This window comes from Desulfotomaculum copahuensis (assembly GCF_001655685.1).
Taxonomy (GTDB): domain Bacteria; phylum Bacillota; class Desulfotomaculia; order Desulfotomaculales; family Desulfovirgulaceae; genus Desulfotomaculum_G; species Desulfotomaculum_G copahuensis.
In genome coordinates, this window is record NZ_LYVF01000173.1 from 1 (window position 1) to 17,314 (window position 17,314).

At 61.0% G+C, this 17,314-nt stretch carries 13 protein-coding genes; 8 read left to right on the forward strand and 5 right to left on the reverse strand.

Translation table 11 applies throughout. The annotated features are described in order from the left end of the window. Position 1: 1 nt before the first annotated feature. The 3 genes from A6M21_RS12730 to malQ are packed head-to-tail and all read right to left on the reverse strand — an operon-like array spanning position 2 to position 6,170. The gene (locus A6M21_RS12730) at positions 2-2,230 is read right to left on the reverse strand and encodes a DUF3536 domain-containing protein (RefSeq protein ID WP_066669386.1); all 2,229 of its coding nucleotides are present in this window, start codon (positions 2,228-2,230) and stop codon (positions 2-4) included. Positions 2,231-2,235: 5 nt separating this feature from the next. Continuing rightward, positions 2,236-4,116, reverse strand: coding sequence for a malto-oligosyltrehalose trehalohydrolase (treZ, locus tag A6M21_RS12735; protein WP_242868843.1), 1,881 nt, complete (start codon positions 4,114-4,116; stop codon positions 2,236-2,238). Next, the gene (malQ, locus tag A6M21_RS12740; RefSeq protein WP_066669390.1) at positions 4,113-6,170 is read right to left on the reverse strand and encodes a 4-alpha-glucanotransferase; all 2,058 of its coding nucleotides are present in this window, start codon (positions 6,168-6,170) and stop codon (positions 4,113-4,115) included. Before malQ ends, treZ begins: the two co-directional genes overlap by 4 nt. 298 nt (positions 6,171-6,468) lie before the next feature. On the opposite strand from malQ, the gene A6M21_RS12745 reads away from it, so the two are divergent. From A6M21_RS12745 to A6M21_RS12770, 4 genes are all read left to right on the forward strand, one after another. Beyond that, positions 6,469-6,792, forward strand: coding sequence for a TFIIB-type zinc ribbon-containing protein (locus A6M21_RS12745; protein ID WP_066669392.1), 324 nt, complete (start codon positions 6,469-6,471; stop codon positions 6,790-6,792). A 512-nt stretch (positions 6,793-7,304) separates the two neighbouring features. Continuing rightward, positions 7,305-10,841 carry a transcription-repair coupling factor gene (gene mfd, locus A6M21_RS12755; RefSeq protein WP_066669395.1) on the forward strand — a complete coding sequence of 1,179 codons (3,537 nt, stop codon included), beginning with the start codon at positions 7,305-7,307 and terminating at the stop codon, positions 10,839-10,841. Positions 10,842-11,297: 456 nt separating this feature from the next. Continuing rightward, the gene (locus A6M21_RS12765; RefSeq protein ID WP_242868844.1) at positions 11,298-12,254 is read left to right on the forward strand and encodes a thiamine pyrophosphate-dependent dehydrogenase E1 component subunit alpha; all 957 of its coding nucleotides are present in this window, start codon (positions 11,298-11,300) and stop codon (positions 12,252-12,254) included. Between the two features lie 15 nt (positions 12,255-12,269). After that, entirely contained in the window at positions 12,270-13,250 is a 981-nt protein-coding gene (locus A6M21_RS12770) for an alpha-ketoacid dehydrogenase subunit beta (RefSeq protein WP_066669398.1), read from the forward strand. A gap of 43 nt (positions 13,251-13,293) precedes the next feature. Here A6M21_RS12770 and A6M21_RS19380 read toward each other — a convergent pair whose 3' ends face one another. Then, positions 13,294-13,431: a hypothetical protein gene (locus A6M21_RS19380; RefSeq protein ID WP_345788103.1), complete on the reverse strand. Its 138-nt coding sequence runs from the start codon at positions 13,429-13,431 to the stop codon at positions 13,294-13,296. Positions 13,432-13,519: 88 nt separating this feature from the next. Continuing rightward, positions 13,520-13,825, reverse strand: coding sequence for an AbrB/MazE/SpoVT family DNA-binding domain-containing protein (locus A6M21_RS12780; protein WP_066669401.1), 306 nt, complete (start codon positions 13,823-13,825; stop codon positions 13,520-13,522). Positions 13,826-14,027: 202 nt separating this feature from the next. On the opposite strand from A6M21_RS12780, the gene A6M21_RS12785 reads away from it, so the two are divergent. The 4 genes from A6M21_RS12785 to A6M21_RS18005 all read left to right on the forward strand — a co-directional run. Then, positions 14,028-15,314, forward strand: a complete 1,287-nt coding sequence (locus A6M21_RS12785) for a histidine kinase dimerization/phospho-acceptor domain-containing protein (RefSeq protein WP_151191937.1) — start codon at positions 14,028-14,030, stop codon at positions 15,312-15,314. Next, positions 15,290-16,489 (forward strand): sigma-54 interaction domain-containing protein, encoded by a 1,200-nt coding sequence (locus tag A6M21_RS12790; RefSeq protein ID WP_201721896.1) that lies wholly within the window; start codon positions 15,290-15,292, stop codon positions 16,487-16,489. Before A6M21_RS12785 ends, A6M21_RS12790 begins: the two co-directional genes overlap by 25 nt. A 149-nt stretch (positions 16,490-16,638) precedes the next feature. Beyond that, positions 16,639-17,205: an IS607 family transposase gene (locus A6M21_RS12795; protein ID WP_066669406.1), complete on the forward strand. Its 567-nt coding sequence runs from the start codon at positions 16,639-16,641 to the stop codon at positions 17,203-17,205. Beyond that, positions 17,141-17,314 (forward strand): helix-turn-helix domain-containing protein (locus A6M21_RS18005; protein WP_242868845.1); only part of this gene is annotated, 174 nt, incomplete at its 3' end. The genes A6M21_RS12795 and A6M21_RS18005, both read left to right, overlap by 65 nt.

The following is a 17,314-nucleotide window of genomic DNA, read 5'->3' on the forward strand; positions in this document are numbered from 1 at the left end:
TTTATGGGTCCATTATACCGGGATCGGCCTGGAGCTGCAGCGCCTCTTTTTGTAAACTTTTTTCCAGCACGTAACCAAGACCTTCGTTTTCCAGCTTTATACCCAGGGTATCCGCCTCTTTCAACAGGTTGTCAATCAACTCCATGTTCTCCGGATCACGGGCGATGGTTTTGCGCAGGCTGGTATTCAGGTAAAAGTCGGCGGCGCATACCAGGGCATGGGGCAGGGGAATGTTCATTTCTTTTAGAAACAACATCAGTGAAGCGTTACGGTCATGGATTTTCCTGTAATCTTCCGCCACCTCAGCCAGGGTGGAGTCGAGGATCCGGTCCATGATTTTGCGCTGCTGATCCCGGAAAAGCTGCTTGAGCGAGTAAATTACACCATTCTTAAAATATTGGCTCAGCAGCCGGATCACTTCGGGGAAAACAGCCCGGTTAAAAGCAGCGGCAGCTTCCTGCTCCATTTTCCGGTACTCCTCCCCGCCGTCGAATTCCCGGACGCCGCCGCTGATGTTGTGATAGCCGAAGTAAATGACCCCGTAGTCGATCGTGGCCGACTCCAGGGTGATTTCCGAGGTGACCCGCGCCTGCCCCACCGCCAGCTTTGTCGTACCCGCTTCCAGCATCTGGTTGCTCAAGCGATCAATGTTATAACAGAAAATCTGTGTTTTTTCACCATAATCGTTAAACAGTGAGCTGATGGCGTAATGGGCGCCCACCTTCGGCAGATCCACCATCGCCGGGGTAACCAGTTTCTCGTAAATGTTGGCGCCGTCCCGGAACCCGGGTATATTGCTTTTGGCCTCCCGCAGGATCTCAAGAAAACGGGGTTCCGGGTTGAAGTTGAAAAGAGCCCGGGCCAACTGGATAACGCGCCTGGCGTACTGGATCACCTGCACCGTTTCAATTCCCGATATCTCGTCGAAAAACCAGCCGCAACTGGTGTACATCAGCATGGCATGCCGCTGCATTTCAAGCAGTTTGAACGTGGCGACCCGCTCTTTTTCATCCAGCGGCCGCGTGGCATGGGCGGCCAGGAACCGGTCCCGGTTTTCAGGCGAACGGTCCAGTACCACATCGATGTAATCGTTGCGCGCCGCCCAGGGGTCTTTGAGATACCGGCGGGCCTGTTCCTCGAACAAGGGCGCCAGCGAATCCCGCAGCCAGTCCATGGCTTGACGCAACGGCGCGCGCCAGGCCTGGTTCCATCCCTTGTGCATGCCCGTATTGCAGCCACAGTCGCGCTTCCACCGGTCCACCCCGTGAGCGCAACTCCAGGCGGTATTCTCGTTGATTTCCACCTCGTGGCCGGGCGGATGCAGGGCTAGAAACTCGCTGTAATTGGTAATCCGGGCCAACTTTTTGGTTTCAATGTAGTGCAGGGCGTAAGCCAGCGCCATCTCCCCCTGGCGGTGGTGGTGCCCGTACGTTTCACCATCGGTGGCGATGTTCATCAGTTGGGGCCAGGTTCGCGCATCGGAAAAGCCGCCCAGCAGGCGGTTGGCGAAACGCTCACCGTTGGTGAGCAATTTTTCAAAGGCAACGGCCTGCGAAATAGGCCCGTCGTAAAAAAAGATGTTGATCGACCGTCCCGTGGCCGGAATGTTCAGCCTGTAGCACCTGGAGGGGTCGATGCCGCCGGGGCCGGCCTCTTGCCAGTTACCGTCCCCAATTTTACGAAACCGCCGGGCCTGGTACTGGGTAAGGATGGTAAATTTGATGCCCTGTTCAGCCATGATGTCCAGGGACTCCAGGTCCACCGCGGTTTCCGGCAGCCACATTCCTTCCGGTCTGCGGCCGAACCGTCTTTCAAAGTCCCTGATTCCCCAGATCACCTGGGTAATCTTGTCTTGCCGGTTGGCCAGGGGCATGATCATGTGATTATAGGCCTGGGCGAAGGCTGAGCCGTGCCCGGAAAAGTGCTGCCTGCTTTCCCGGTCGGATTCGATTACCGCCCGGTAGGTTTCCGGTTCGTTCGCTGCCAGCCAGTCCAGCAGCGTGGGACCGAAATTAAAACTGATTTTACTGTAATTGTTGATGATGTCCCTGATCCAGCCTTTTTCGTTCAGGATGCGCGCTGCAGTGTTGGGCGCGTAGCACTCGGCGGTGATCCGCTCGTTCCAGTCGTGGTAGGGATGGGCCGAGTCCTGCAATTCAACGGCTTCCAGCCACGGATTCTCCCTGGGCGGCTGGTAAAAGTGACCGTGGATGCACAGATAACGTTCCATCGCAGTTAATCCTCCTTTAATTTCTGGAATAAAACACAGGTTTCGGGTTCCAATATAACTTCCATTTTCCCCGGCGAGCTGAATTCCGTTGGCGTGGTGCTTCCTTTCCCCAGCCACCGTTCATCCGCAGTGTCCAGCAGTTTACGCCAGCGCCCGGCCGGCACGGGCAGGGTGACGGCCGTACCGGTCCGGTTGAAGGAGAGCACCAGGCACGCCTGGTCCGCGCCGCTCCAGCGCCGGATGAAAAGCACATTTTCCGGTTCCAGGCCCAGCACCTCCATATTCTCCCGGTCCGGATCCGCCAGAGCCGGCAATTCACGGCGCAGCTGCAGCAGCTGCCGGTAAAGCGCGTACAGCACCCGGTTGGGATGCCGGCTGCGCAGTCCGTAGTTGAGCCGGGAGCGTAAAAAAGTGTTTTCGTCCTGCGGATCGGGCACTGCGCCCTCCCAACCGAAGGCGGCGAACTCCTGCCGCCGCCCCTTGCTTACCGCCGCGGCCAACCGCGGGTCGGGGTGGCTGGTGAAGTACTGGAAGGGCGCCGTTTCACCATATTCCTCGCCCATAAAAATCAGGGGAACAAAGGGGGAGAGGATTACCGTACAGGCGGCCAGCTTCAATCCGTCAAAAGAGGTCAGGGCGGCAAGCCGCTCCCCGCAGGCGCGGTTGCCCACCTGGTCGTGATTTTGAGCAAAAACCACAAACTGGCGGGCGGGGCAGATGCGGGGTGAACGGCCGTGCCTGCGTTGGCGGTACTCCGAATACTGGCCGGTGTAAACGTATCCCCGGCCGAAGGCCCGGGCCAGATGCCGCAAACCGCCGAAGTCGTGGTAATACCCGTCCCGCTCCCCCGTCAGGAGGGTATGCAGGGCGTGGTGAAAATCGTCGGTCCACTGGGCGTCAAACCCGTATCCCCCCATTACCGGCGGGAGGATTACCCGGGGGTCGTTGAGGTCGCTTTCCGCAAGCATATACACTCTTTTCCCCAGCCTTTCACCCCGCCGGTGCACCGCACTGTTCAATTCCTCCAGGAAGGGCCGCGCTGAAAAGTCCTTGATCGCATGCACGGCGTCCACCCGGAATCCGTCCAGGTGGAAGCCGGTCAGCCAGTAGAGGGCGTTTTGAATGAAGAAGCGCCGCACCTCGTCACTGCCGGGCCCGTCGAAGTTGACCGCGGCGCCCCAGGGACCGGTGTAGCGATTGGTGAAGTAAGGGCCGAAATCAGCCAGGTAATTACCCTCCGGTCCCAGGTGGTTATATACCACGTCCAGGATCACGGCCAGCCCCTTCCCGTGGCAGGCGTTCACCAGCCGCTGCAAGCCCTCCGGTCCCCCGTACGAATGCTGTACAGCATAGGGATAAACCCCGTCGTACCCCCAGTTGCGGCTTCCCGGGAACTGGGCCACGGGCATAATTTCCAGGGTGTTGATCCCCAAAGCCTTCAGTTCGTCCAGTTGAGCTGTCACAGCATCGAAGGTCCCCTCCGGAGTGAAGGTGCCCACATGAAGTTCATACAGTGCCAGGTCGCGCCGGGACGGACCGGGCCAGCACTGGTCGGTCCAGGCGTATGCGCCGGTATCCACCACCCGGGAAGGTCCGTGTACGCCTTCCGGTTGGTGGCGGGAGGCGGGATCGGGCCGTTCTTTCTCTTTGTCCAAAAGGTAAAAGTAAAGGCTGCCCGGTTCAATGTCTTCAAATACCCCGCGGTGGTAACCGCGTTTTTGACGCTTCAAGTTCAGAATGCGCTCCCGGGGGGAGACGATGCGTACATTCACCTGCCCGGCCAGCGGGGCCCAAACCAGAAACCGGCAGCGACCGTCACCCAGATAAACCGCCCCGGGGCATTCCCCTGTCGCCGGGTTGGCATCCATATGCCCGCTATCTGTCACCTGCTTAACCCCCGTTTCCTGAGCCTGTCTACTTGCGCCAATATTTTCAATACGCCCGGCGCCCGGCTGAAGTTTTCGAAATTCCGGTGTGCCTTGCGCCGCCAGTTGGGTTTTTCCACGCCCGTGCCCGGGACGTTCTGGGGCGCCGTTTCCAGCCACAAGTCTTCCAGGTTCACCAGCAAAATGCGCGCCCGGCTGGCGGCCAGGTATTTCAGGCAGCCCTGCAGCACCGCCCGCACGTTTCTTCCGGCGGCGGAGAGCAGTCCCCGGCGGTAAAGAAACCCGGCCAGAGCCGCGCGGGTTGCCGGCTTGCTTTGCCGCCAGAAAGCAGTGAAGGGCGGCATATCGTGTGTGTTCAGACAGGCCAGGGAGCCGGCGGGAACGCGGTTCAGCCCCCGGCCGGGCACCGGCTTGAATTCGAAGGGCAGCACGTACATGCGGTGAATACCGTTTTGGGTCAATGTCTCCCTGACACTGCCTTCGACGGTGCCCAGGTCCTCGCCTACCAGCACGGTCCGGTGATGCCGGGATTCCAAACTCAAAACAGCGTAAAACTCTTCGGCCGGGTAGCGCACGTAAACCCCCCCGTCCGCCGGCAAACCGGCGGGAATCCAGTAAAGCCGGTGCATCCCCATGATATGGTCAAGGCGCAGGAAGCCGGCGTGCCGCATGTGATGGCGCAGGCAGGCGATAAAATAGCGGTAGCCCCGCTCCCTCAAGCGCCCGGGGTGCAGGGGCGGGAACCCCCAGTTCTGTCCCCGGGCGTTCAATGCGTCGGGTGGCGCGCCACAGGCGGCCGTAGTGGCAAAGACATCCCGCTCCCGCCACACATCGTATCCGCCGGCGTGGACTCCCAGCGGGAAGTCAAGGTAGAGCCCCGTTCCGTGCTCCCGCGCCCGGTCCGCCAGTGCGCCAAACTGTTCCCGGGCCAGCCACTGCACGTAGAGGTGATACCGCTCCGCTTCCGGGTCGAAATCCCCCGGCCGCAAGTTCCCGCTGCGCAGCGGTTCCGGCCATTCAATCCACGTGGAGCGCCGCTGTTCGGCCACGGCCCGGAACCGGGCGTAATCCCGTGCCGCCGGGTTTTCCGCCGTCCACCGGTGCAGGGCGGCCAACCGCGCAGATTCCGCCGCGAAACAGCAGCGCGCCAGCATTTCCAGGACCCGGCGTTTTAACTTCATACCCCGGCGGTAATCCACCAGCGGCGCCCGGCGCAGTGCCGCAACCTGCGCCTTGAAGTCCGGGGAAGCGATTAAATCCCGCGCCTGCGGGCACCGTACCAGTTCCGGAACCCGGGTCACATCCAGATAAAACTCATTCCAGAACATACGGCTTACCGGCGCGTAAGGACTGGGGTCGAAAGGATCGTCCATGTAGGCGGCCAGCATGGGCGGAGTGCCGGCCAGGCTGCCCCCGCGGCCACGGATCCAGTGCAGGAGCATTTCCAGGTCGGTGATGTCGCCGGCGGCCCAGCTCCGGTCCGAACGCAGGGCGTAGAGCGGTAGAAACGTCCCCCAGATCCTGCCGGTACCGGCGGGAAGGTTGTACGCCCGGGCCGGTGCGGATATGAGCGTGCTTTCGCAGATGCCGTCCGGCAGATGGAGGATCAGCCGGTAATAGCCCGGGGGCAGTCCGGCGGGGAGGGGGAGCCGCCGGGCGGTGTATTCAACCCCGGCCACCTTTTCCGCGCCCATAACGGGAAGGCCGGCCGGGTCGCAGGTCCACTGCCGCGGCTCACCCTTTTCCGGCTCCAGGTGACAGAGGATGCCGCCTTTCCAACGGTTGTCCGCGAGGCGTAATTCCAGGCCCGGATCTTTACCGGCCCGGCAAACCACCACCGGCTCGCAGCTGCGCAGCCACAATTCCTGCCTGCGCCGGCGCAGCGCGTCCGGGATGTCCGCCGGACCGGCCACCGGCGCCCCCAACGCGGCGAGGACGGCCAGCAGTGCGTGCGGCGATGCCCGCCGGAGGCGCCCGGTGAAGTCCCGGTATTCAGTTATGACGCCGTACAGCCGGGCCAGTTGCTCAAGGGAACGAAGCGCCCCGTCCTTCATGCCCGCCGGCCTCCATCCGCCAATTCAGTTACAGCAGCGCGCCAAATTACCCGGATGCGTTTTTCGATGCGCCTTTATTCTGTCTGATACCTTACCAGGTATTTTACGCAATTTTTGGATTTTTACATGCATAAGTTCCCTGGCAAACAAAAAGCCGGGCCGCCTTAAAGTAATCAGGCACCCCGGCCGGGGTTTTTGTATTTGACCCCGGCTTCCGCCGGGCATCTGGTGCTCTGGTTGTCAATCCGGCTGTTATTGGTTATAATAGTTAACAAATTACAGAATGAGGAGTGATTGGATGAAAGATTGTCCCGTCTGCAACCGGCCGTTGAAGGAAGTACCCCGCTATGGCGTTATGTTGGACGTTTGTCCGGCATGCCGTGGTATCTGGCTTGATGGCGGGGAGCTGGAAAAGATCGTCAAAATGGCCCGCGAATTTCAGGATGATTTCCCGCCGGGTCATGGATACAGCGGCGAATATGATCATGACGATGATCATGATCATGATCATGATCATGATGATTACCGTTACCGCAAACATGAGTATTACCAAGATCAGCATTATCCTCATAAAAAGAAAAAGAAGGGTCTTTTCGGCATTTTCGAAGATATTTTTGATTAATCTGCAACAGCGGCCGCACGGCCGGGCTTCCTGCCAATCGCCCGTACCGGCGGCCGCTCCTTTCCCCCGCATCGGGCCGGGTTTTCCCAACCAACACATTTTTTCCGCAAAACATTGATCCGGATCATAGTTCCGGCATGCTTCCGGCTTATTTCAGCCGTTTGCGGAGGCTTTTCCGTCGGCGCATCAGCAGGCGGCCGGGGCGGCGTCTTCCGTTTTTCTCACGTTTAAAAATGTGGCGCAATGGAAAAGGTTAAAGTATGGACGCCTGTTTTCCGCCCGGCTCCGGGCGCCGGCAGGCGTACGGGCCGTGATAATCACGGTGTGTTCCGGGAAAGTTTTGGCAGGCGGAAAAATTAAGATCACAAGCGGATCAGGATACTGTATAATATAATTTGAGGAGAGCATTCTCAAGTCGCAGGAAGGCCAGGGCTTTAGCCGCGCTAAAGCTCTTTTTGTGATGCATAAAACGGCAAGGAAATTTTTACCTCATGGTTTAAAAGGAGAAAAGCATGGACGGTTTATTATCCGCTTTGCGGGACACACCGGAATACGGGCATTTGCTCCGGGGGCTGCAGAAAACCCCTTCCCGGCAGCTGGTTTTCGGACTGGCCGGTTCCCAGCGCAGCCTGGTGGCGGCCGGCCTGGTCGACGCCGCCGGCCCCCCGGTGCTCATTCTCACTCCGGGCGACGCCGAGGCGGCGGCGCTGGCCGACGACCTGGCCGTGCTGCTGCCCGGGCGGCCGGTGTATCATTTCCCGGTCTGGCAGCTGCTGCCCCTGCAGGTGCTGGCGCACGGCCGGGAGATTCCGGCCCGGCGCCTGATGGTGCTGGCCGCGCTGTGCCGGGGGGAGAAGCCGGTGGTGGTGGCCCCGGTGGAGGCGCTGCTGCGCCGGCTGTCGCCGCCGGAAAACTTTTGCCGGGCGTTTGTGCATCTGGCGGTTGGCGAGCGGACGGATTTGGAGCAGTTGCTGCAGCGCCTGGTTGAGCTGGGTTACGAGCGGGTGGAGCTGGTGGAAGGACCGGGTCAGCTGGCCGTAAGGGGCGGCATTCTGGATATTTTTCCCCTGACTGCGGAAATGCCCCTGCGCATCGAGTTTTTTGACGACGAGGTGGACTCCGTCCGCTCCTTTGATGTCGACTCCCAGCGCTCGGCGGAGAACGTTGGCGCGGTTGACATCTATCCGGCCCGGGAACTGGTGGTGGATGAAAAAAGCCGCTCCCGGGCGCTGGATGTGCTGGAAACCGACTATCGCCTGCAATTAAAGAAAATTACCAAAAATGCCACTTTGGAAGTGCGCGACCGGCTGGTGGAACTGGGTGAGACGGTGATCCAGCAGATTGCCGCCGGCGGCTATTTCCCCGGATTGGAGCAGTTTCTGCCTTATTTTTTCCGGGACGACTACACTTTGCTGGATTATTTGCCGGCCGGCGCCCTGGCCGTGGTGGACGATCCGCTGCGGGTGCGGGAAGTGGCCGAAAGCGTCGGCCGGGAACGCAGTGAAACATACAGTGATTTGCTGGCCGCCGGCCGGGTGCTGCCCGGGCAGTTTCAGGGTTATGTGGACTGGCGGCGCCTGTATGAGAAGCTCGACCGCTGCCGGACGGTGTTCTTTTCCTTCCTGCCCCGGCAGCCGCAGTTTATTCAGCCGCAAAACGTGGTTAGTTTCCCCACCCGGAGCATCCCTTCGTTCCTCGGCCGTCTGGACGTGCTGGCCGATGAGATCCGCAGCTGGCGCCGGGCGGGCAATGCGGTGGTGCTGCTGGTGAACAGCGCGGAGCGCGCCGGTCACCTGATTGACTCCCTGCGCGCCGCCGGTCTGGACGCTTTCCGGGGTGACTGCCGGGAGGACGAGGTGCGGCCGGGGAACGTGATGGTCTGTCTGCACAGCCTGGCCACCGGTTTTCAGCTGGATACCGGCCGTCTGGTGGTGGTTACGGAAGCGGAAATCTTTGGCGGCTGGCAAAGGCCCCGGCGTACCAAACCGCGGACGGAAGAGCGCCTGGAGCCCCTGGCCGATTTAAAAACCGGCGATTACGTGGTGCATGTCAACCACGGCATCGGACGCTACAAAGGCATGGTTTCCCTGGATATCGGCGGTGTGCAGAAGGACTACCTGCTGGTGCAGTACGCCGGCGCGGACAAACTGTACGTGCCCACGGATCAGGTGGGCCTGATCCAGAAGTATCTGGGCGCCGAGGCGGAGGCGCCCCGCCTGTCCCGCCTGGGCGGCGCGGAATGGTCCCGGGTCAAGGGGCGGGTCAAAGAGGCCGTCAAGGAAATGGCTCACGAACTGCTGGCCCTCTATGCGGCCCGGCAGTCCCTGCCCGGCTACGCCTTCGGCCCTGATACGGTCTGGCAGCAGGATTTCGAGGCCGCCTTCCCCTATCAGGAAACACCGGACCAGTTGACGGCCGTGGCCGAAGTCAAGGCGGATATGGAGCGCCCCCGGCCGATGGATCGCCTGCTCTGCGGGGATGTGGGCTATGGCAAGACGGAAGTGGCCCTGCGGGCGGCCTTCAAAGCGGTGATGGACGGCAAGCAGGTGGCCGTGCTGGTGCCCACCACCATTCTGGCCCAGCAGCATTACAACACTTTCCGCGAGCGCTTCACCGGCTATCCGGTGACCATTGAAACTTTAAGCCGTTTCCGCACGCCCGGAGAGCAGCGCCGGGTGCTGGCCGGGCTGGCCTCCGGCCGGGTGGATATTGTCATCGGCACCCACCGCATGGTGCAGGAAGACGTGGTGTTCAAGAACCTGGGACTGCTGGTGGTGGACGAGGAGCAGCGTTTCGGGGTGGCGCACAAGGAAAAGCTGAAGCAGCTGCGCCAGGATGTGGATGTGCTCACGCTGACGGCCACTCCGATTCCGCGCACACTGCACATGTCCCTGGTCGGAGTGCGTGATACCAGCGTTTTGGAAACGCCGCCGGAAAACCGCTTTCCGGTGCAAACCTACGTGCTGGAGGAAGATCCGGTGTTAATCCGGGAGGCGCTGCGCCGGGAGTTGGGACGGGGCGGCCAGACCTATTTCGTGCACAACCGGGTGATGGATCTGGATCAGGTGGCCGCCTGGCTGCAGGCGCTGGTGCCCGAAGCCCGCCTGGCGGTGGCCCACGGGCAGATGCGGGAGGAAGAGCTGGAACAGATCATGATCGATTTCATCAACGGCGAATACGACGTCCTGGTCTGCACCACCATCATCGAAAGCGGGCTGGATATGCCCAATGTGAATACGCTGATTGTCAAGGACGCCAACAACATGGGCCTGTCCCAGCTCTATCAGCTGCGCGGCCGGGTGGGCCGCTCCAACCGGCTGGCCTACGCCTACTTCACCTACCGGCGCGACCGGGTGCTCAACGAGGTGGCGGAAAAGAGGCTGGCCGCCATCCGGGAGTTCACCGAATTCGGCTCCGGTTACAAAATCGCCATGCGCGACCTGGAAATCCGCGGCGCCGGCAACCTGCTGGGCGCCGAGCAGCACGGCCATATCGCCGCCGTGGGCTTCGACCTTTACTGCCGCATGCTGGAGGAAGCGGTGCGGGAGGCCCGCGGCGAGGCGCGGCCGCAGGCGGTGGAAGCCTCCATCGAGCTGCCCGTGGAGGCCTATATACCGGAAAGCTACATCAGCGACGGCAACCAGAAGGTGGACATCTACCGCCGCCTGGCCCGGGTGCGCGAGGAAGAGCAGGTGGCCGAGCTGGCGGATGAACTGCTGGACCGCTTCGGCGACCCGCCGCCGCCGGTGCAGACACTGCTGGTGGTGGCCCGCCTGCGGGCGCTGGCCGGTTCGCTGGGCGTGCGGGCCATTTCCGCCCAGCCGGGCGCCTTCCGTCTGCAGTTCGCCCCCGGCCACGCACTGACCGGGGAGGCGCTGGTCCGGGTGGGCAAGCACTACGCCAACCGGGTCAAATTCAGCAATACGGACGGGGAATTCGAAATCCGGCTGAAAACGCGCAGCACCGCCGCCGAACCGTTGGCCTACCTGGACGGGCTGGAGGACTTTTTAAGGGATCTGGAGGAGGCGAACAAGGCGCCGGCGGCGTGAGCGGCCGGGTCCGGCCGGCGAATTCTCCGGGGCGTGTGCGGCCGGGTCCGGCCGGCGAATTCTCCGGGGCGTGTGCGGCCGGGTCTGGCCGGCAAAAATCATCCGGGGCTATAATGACGGCCGGGGTTTTTCCGGCGCTGTGCAGCCGTCCGGGCGGCCGCCGTTTTGTCCCCGGCCGGCGGGCGCGCACGGATCGTAAGCTGTTTCTTCCCGGCACGGGCGGCAAAATCTGCCGCCGGCCCGGAAGTATTGTTTTGCCGAAATGAGGATTTGACGGTATAATAATTAAAAAGGTTAAAAAAAGGAGGGACTGCCGCAGACATTGTTCCCGCCTTCACATGTGTGGTGTTTTCACGGGAACCTTTCGCGGAGAAGCCCCGGGCATGTTCCGGAAGCGGTTCATGTCCGGCGGGGACGGACGTTTTTTGCCGGATGATTAAAAGGGGGGCGAATGATTTGACCGGGGTAAAAATGCTTGCCTTATACAAGGACATGCTGCTGATCCGGCGGTTTGAAGAAAAGCTCGTTGAGCTCTGCCGGGTGGAAGGAAAAATTCCCGGCATGATGATCCTCTGCACCGGCCAGGAAGCGGTGGCCGCCGGCGCCTGCGGGGCGCTGGAGCCGGACGACGTGATCATCGGCAACCACCGCAGCCACGGTCACCTGATTGCCAAGGGAGCCGATCCGAAGCTGATTATGGCGGAAATTTTCGGTAAGCGCACCGGTTACAACAAGGGAAAAAGCGGCACGCTGCATATCGCCGCGCCTGAAGTAAACGCCCTGTGCACCACCACCGTGGTGGGCGGGGGGATTCCCATTGCCGTTGGTACGGCCTTTGCCCAGCAGTACAAGAAAAACCGCAGTGTCACCGTGTGTTTCTTCGGCGACGGCGCGGCGGACGAAGGAAGCTTTCACGAGGCTTTGAACCTGGCCGCGCTCTGGCGCCTGCCGGTGATCTTCATTTGTGAAAACAATGTTTATGCCGGCGCCCAGCGGATGGAGGAGCATACCAGGGTTAAAGATGTTGCTTTGCGTGCCGCGGCCTACGGCATGACCGGTGAAGTGGTGGACGGCAACAACGCCGTGGCTGTTTACGAAGCGGTGGCCGGGGCCAGGCAGCGCTGTCTGGACGGGGAGGGTCCGGCGCTGCTCGAATGCAAGACCTACCGCTGGCGCGGCCACGGCGAATTGGACCACCAGGTTTACCAGCCCAAGGAAGAGATTGCCGTCTGGATGCAGCGCTGTCCGGTCAAAGGACTGGAAAACCGGCTGCTGGCGGACGGCTTGGTGACCAAAGCGGCGCTCGTGGAGATGGAAGAGGAAGTCTCCGCCGTGGTTGAAGAAGCCGTCCGCTTTGCCGAGGAAAGTCCCTGGCCGGCGCCGGAAGAAGCGCTGGAAGACGTTTATGTTTAAAAGGGGGGCATGAACATGCAGCAACTGACCATGGGACAGGCGATCCGGCAGGCGCTGGCGGAAGAAATGCACCGGGATCCGGATGTCTTCGTTGCCGGCGAGGGTGTCGGGCAGGGCATTCATGAGTCGCCGCTGATGCCCACGTACGGCCTGTTGAAGGAGTTCGGCCCGGAACGGGTGAAGGACACCCCGGTTTCGGAGGCCGCCATTGCCGGTCTGGCGGTGGGCGCGGCGGTGATCGGGTTGCGGCCGGTGGTGGAAATTATGTTCAACCCCTTTTTCACCATTGCCTCGGATCAGATTGTCAACCACGCCGCCAAGCTGCGCTATCTGTCCGGCGGCAAAAGCAAATTCCCCCTGGTGGTGCGGATTAAGTCGGGCGCCGGCGGCAGCGCCGGCTGCCAGCATGCCCACAATCTCGAGGCCTGGGTGGCCCACTGCCCCGGCCTGAAAGTGGTCATGCCGGCCACGCCGGCCGACGCCAAGGGGCTTTTGACGGCGGCCATCCGCGACGACAACCCGGTCGTCTTCCTGGAGGACATGGCGCTTTACTTTGTTCCGGGGCCGGTGCCGGAGGGGGAATACGTCCTGCCGCTCGGCGCGGCGGAGATCAAGAAACCGGGCGCCGATGTGACGGTGGTCACCTGGTCCAAAATGCTCGGCGCGGCCTTCAAAGCGGCGGCGGCATTGGCCGGGGAGGGCATTGACGTGGAAGTGGTGGATCTGCGCACGCTGGCCCCGCTGGACAGGGAAACAGTGCTCAACTCGGTGCAAAAAACCGGGCGCCTGGTGGTGCTGCACGAGGCCTGCCGCACCGGCGGGTTTGGCGGGGAGATTGCGGCGCTGGCGGCGGAAGAAGCCTTCGGCTTTCTCAAGGCGCCGGTGAAAAGAGTGGCCGCCCCCGACATACCGGTTCCCTTCAGCCCGCCGCTGGAGCAGTTTTATATTCCCGGCGAAAAGCAGCTCATTGAGGCCGTCCGGGCGGTGATGGGCTGATAATGTTATCCTGATTGCAGCCGGAAGGGTTTTCCCCTTCCGGCTACTTCCCCCGCAAGATGTCGTGGTGGCCGATGGCGTGCAGTATAATTGTGTCCCCGGTGCGCTCAAAAATAATTCTAACATCCATGTTTACATAGGCTTCAAAAAATTCCGTGCCTTCGATTTTGTGTGTGTGCAATGAGCGATGCCCCGGGTTGACGGCAAGAAAATGAAGAGCTTTTAAAGCCTGCTTCTGTTCACCGGACGCAAGCCTCAAAAAATCTTCATCAAATGGTTTTGTTTTTATTACTGTGGGCATCCGCGAGAGCCTCCAGGTCTTTTACAGCGTCCTCCATGCTGTCGAATGTCTTATATTCACCATTTTCCAACGCATTCCGGCTGCGGCGCATCTTTTCCTGCCACTCTTTTGTCCAAAAATACTTCTGGTTTTTATCCACCCATTCCACGGGCCTTAAAAAAATCCCGCCGTCCCGCTGCTCGATCAAAACATGATCGCCTTCATGCAAGTCAATCTTTTTGGCGATTTGAGCAAGACTGATTAACATCCGTTTTTGAACTTGAACGATTGGCATTATAGACACCATCCCCTGATATGCTGTAATTACAGTATATCAGGTGTGAGTGGAATTTTCAAGCAGTCGCTGGTTTAACCCCGTCTGGCGGACAGGGGATTGTTTCCGGCCGGAGCCGGCCGGCAGGAAGGCGGCCGGGGATGTCGAAAGTATTTAGCATTGTCCCGGTTTGAAAAATTGCAATTTTCCGGAAGGTGCGCTGATGTTCTCCTTTCACCGCCTGCGCTATCAATTGATGCTGCTGACCATACTGCTTGCCGTGGTGCCTCTGGTGGCCACCAGTTACTTCATGATTCAAAAGGCCTCCCAGGGATTGCTGCGGGAAAAGGAATGGTGGTTGTACGGCCTGGCCCGGCAGCTGGATCAGGCGATGCCGGGCAGTTTTAACGATATCCTGGCGGCAGAGGGATTGACCGGCGCCAACCGGGAAACAAAAATCCGGGCCTTGAACCGCGCCCTGCGGGACGTCACCGACCGGGTGGCCGCCGCCTATCCGGGGGTGGGGGTGGGTTACTACTCCCGGGATCTGGATGCAATTATCACTTACGGTCCGAGCAGCCAGTACCAGGACAAAGTGGGCCTGTCCATCGGCAAAGACCACCGGGGACGGCAGGTGATGGCCGACGGCCGGCCGCAGGTGCAGATCGGCAACCTGGTGCGGGGCGACATTGTCAATGCCATGATCCCGATCCGGCGGCACGGCCGGGTGATCGGCTATATCTGGGCGAATGTTTTCACTTCCGCCGTGCACGATCAGGTGGTGAACATGCTGCGGCCCTTCTATGCTGTGCTCTTGCTGGCCTTGCTCATGGCCCTGGCCGGGTCGGCGCTGTTGTCCAACCGGGTGGCCTGCCGGGTGGAGGCGATCAAGGATGGACTGGAACGACTGAAGCACGGTCCGGGACTGCGGTTGCGCCCCCTGCCCGGCGAGATGGGGGAAATAGCAGCTGCCATCAACGATATGGTGGACCGGCGCGAGGAATTGGAAGAACAGGTGCGCCGGGTGGAGCGTCTGGCCGCGGTGGGTGAACTGGCCGCCGGCATGGCCCATGAAATCCGCAACCCCCTGACGGCGATCAGCGGTTTCGCCCAGTATCTGGCCCGTGTCCTGCCCCCGGGGGGCGAGTTGCATCAACATGCGGACATCATCACCACGGAAGTGCTGCGGGTGGACCGGATCATTCAGCAGATGCTGGACTTCGCCCGGCCGCGGGAGAATTTCCTGCTGGCGGCGGATATCAACCAGCTGGTGGACGAGGTGCTGCTGCTGATCAAGGGGCAGGCCGAAAAACGGCAGGTGGCGGTGGAGTTTGCGCCGGCCGCCGGTCTGCCTGCGGTGCCGGTGGACAGCCAGCAGATCAAACAGGTCTTTTTAAACCTGGCCCTCAACGCCGTGCAGGTCATGTCCGGCGGCGGCCGGCTGGCGGTGGAAACGGCCATGGCGGACGGCCGGGTGGCGGTGTCGTGGTGGAACGGGCGCTGGAAGTAAAGCGGTTGCGGCAGGAACTGGCGCAGTTGAAAAGGCAAAACGGCGGGTCGCCGGAGGAGCAGTTTATCGGGCAAAGCACCGCGGTGCAGAAGATATTCAAAATGCTCGGCCGGGTGGCGCCCACCGACGCCTCCGTGCTCATCCAGGGGGAAAGCGGCACGGGCAAGGAAATTGTGGCCGGGCTGATCCATCATTACAGCCCGCGCCGGCCGAAGCCGCTGATCAAGGTGAACTGCGCCGCCCTGCCGGAAGGACTGCTGGAGAGCGAATTGTTCGGTTATGAAAAAGGCGCCTTCACCGGGGCGGGCCGGCCCAAGCCGGGCAAGCTGGAACTGGCCGACGGGGGTACGGTTTTTCTGGATGAAATCGGCGAGATGACGCCGGCACTGCAGGCCAAGCTGCTGCGGGTGCTGCAGGAAAGGGAAATCGAGCGCCTGGGCGGGCTGAAGGCCAGGCCGGTGGATATCCGGTTGGTGGCTGCGACTAACCGGAACCTGTCCGGGATGGTGGCCCGCGGTGAATTCCGGGAGGATCTTTTTTACCGTTTAAACGTGGTCAATATCACTCTGCCGCCGTTGCGGGAACGTACCGGGGACATTCCTTTACTGGCCGAATTTTTTGTGCAAAAGTATTGCCGCCGGCTGGACAAATGCCCGCTGCTGCTTTCCCCGGAGGCTGTGGCCCGGCTGGAAAGCCACCACTGGCCAGGCAATGTGCGCGAACTGGAAAATGTGATCGAGCGGGCGGTGATTATGACTGCCGGTCCGGTCATCCGCCCCGAGCACCTGGCGGAAGGCCTGCCGGCCGCAACCGGGCGGGAGGCCGGAACAGATCCGCCGGAAAGGGCGGCGGGAAACCAAACGCCTGCCGGAAGTGCATGGAGCGGCGGTACGGCGGTGTTTCACGCTCCCGGAAAAGCGGCGGGCGATCAAGCGCCGCCGGGAAGCGGGGCGGGACGGGACGGGGAAGAACCGTATGAGGGCGCCTTTGGCCGCGGGCGCCTGCCCACCCTGCGGGAAGCCGTGCAGCAGGTGGAGCGCAGCCTGATTGGCGAAGCGCTGCGGCGCACCGGAGGAAACAAGTCCCGCACGGCACGGCTTTTGGATATCAGCCGCCGGGCGTTGCAGTACAAGATGGAGGCCTACGGCCTGGAGCGGGAAGGGGCGGAAGAATAAATCCCTGTTGTTGAACGGGCTGATCCGGCCGGGAAGCTTCCATCCGCCCCGACCGGCTGATGTATTCCGGGGTTCTTTCTTACATCATGGGGTTCTAAACAGCTAAAGAAACCATAGAAATATATGACCCCTTATGATATAATATTTCTATGAAGCTAAGTGAATGGGCGAAGATAAACGGAATCACATATAGAACCGCCTGGAAATGGTTCAAGGCCGGGAAATTGCCCGTTCCAGCCGAGCAAACGCCGACCGGGACGATTCTGGTCAAAGAAAGGGGCGAACCACCAGGGAAAGTTGCGCTGTATGCGAGAGTATCCAGCGCAGACCAGAAAAGCGACCTGGACGGTCAAATTTCCCGCCTGCTGACCTATGCCAACGAACAAGGGTGGGAAGTCGGAAAAGCCGTTATGGAGATCGGCTCCGGCTTAAATGGACACCGCCCGAAGTTAATGAAATTGCTGGCAGATCCAAAGGTTCGAGTGATCGTAGTGGAACACCGTGACCGTCTGATGCGATTTGGCTTTGAATATGTGGAATCATCCCTTGCGGCCCAGGGGAGGCGGGTTGTTGTCATGGACCAAACCGAAATGAAGGACGACCTGGTGCAGGACATGATAGAAGTGCTCACCTCATTTTGCACCCGGCTGTATGGCCGCAGGTCCGCCAAAAACAAGGCCAAAAAGGCATTGGAGGCGATGGCGCGTGAAGATTAACCGGGCCTATCGCTACGAGTTAAAACCGAATGTAGCCCAGCGCATCCTCCTGGCCAAACATGCCGGAACCGCCCGGTTTGCCTACAACTGGGGATTGGCCCGCCGGATT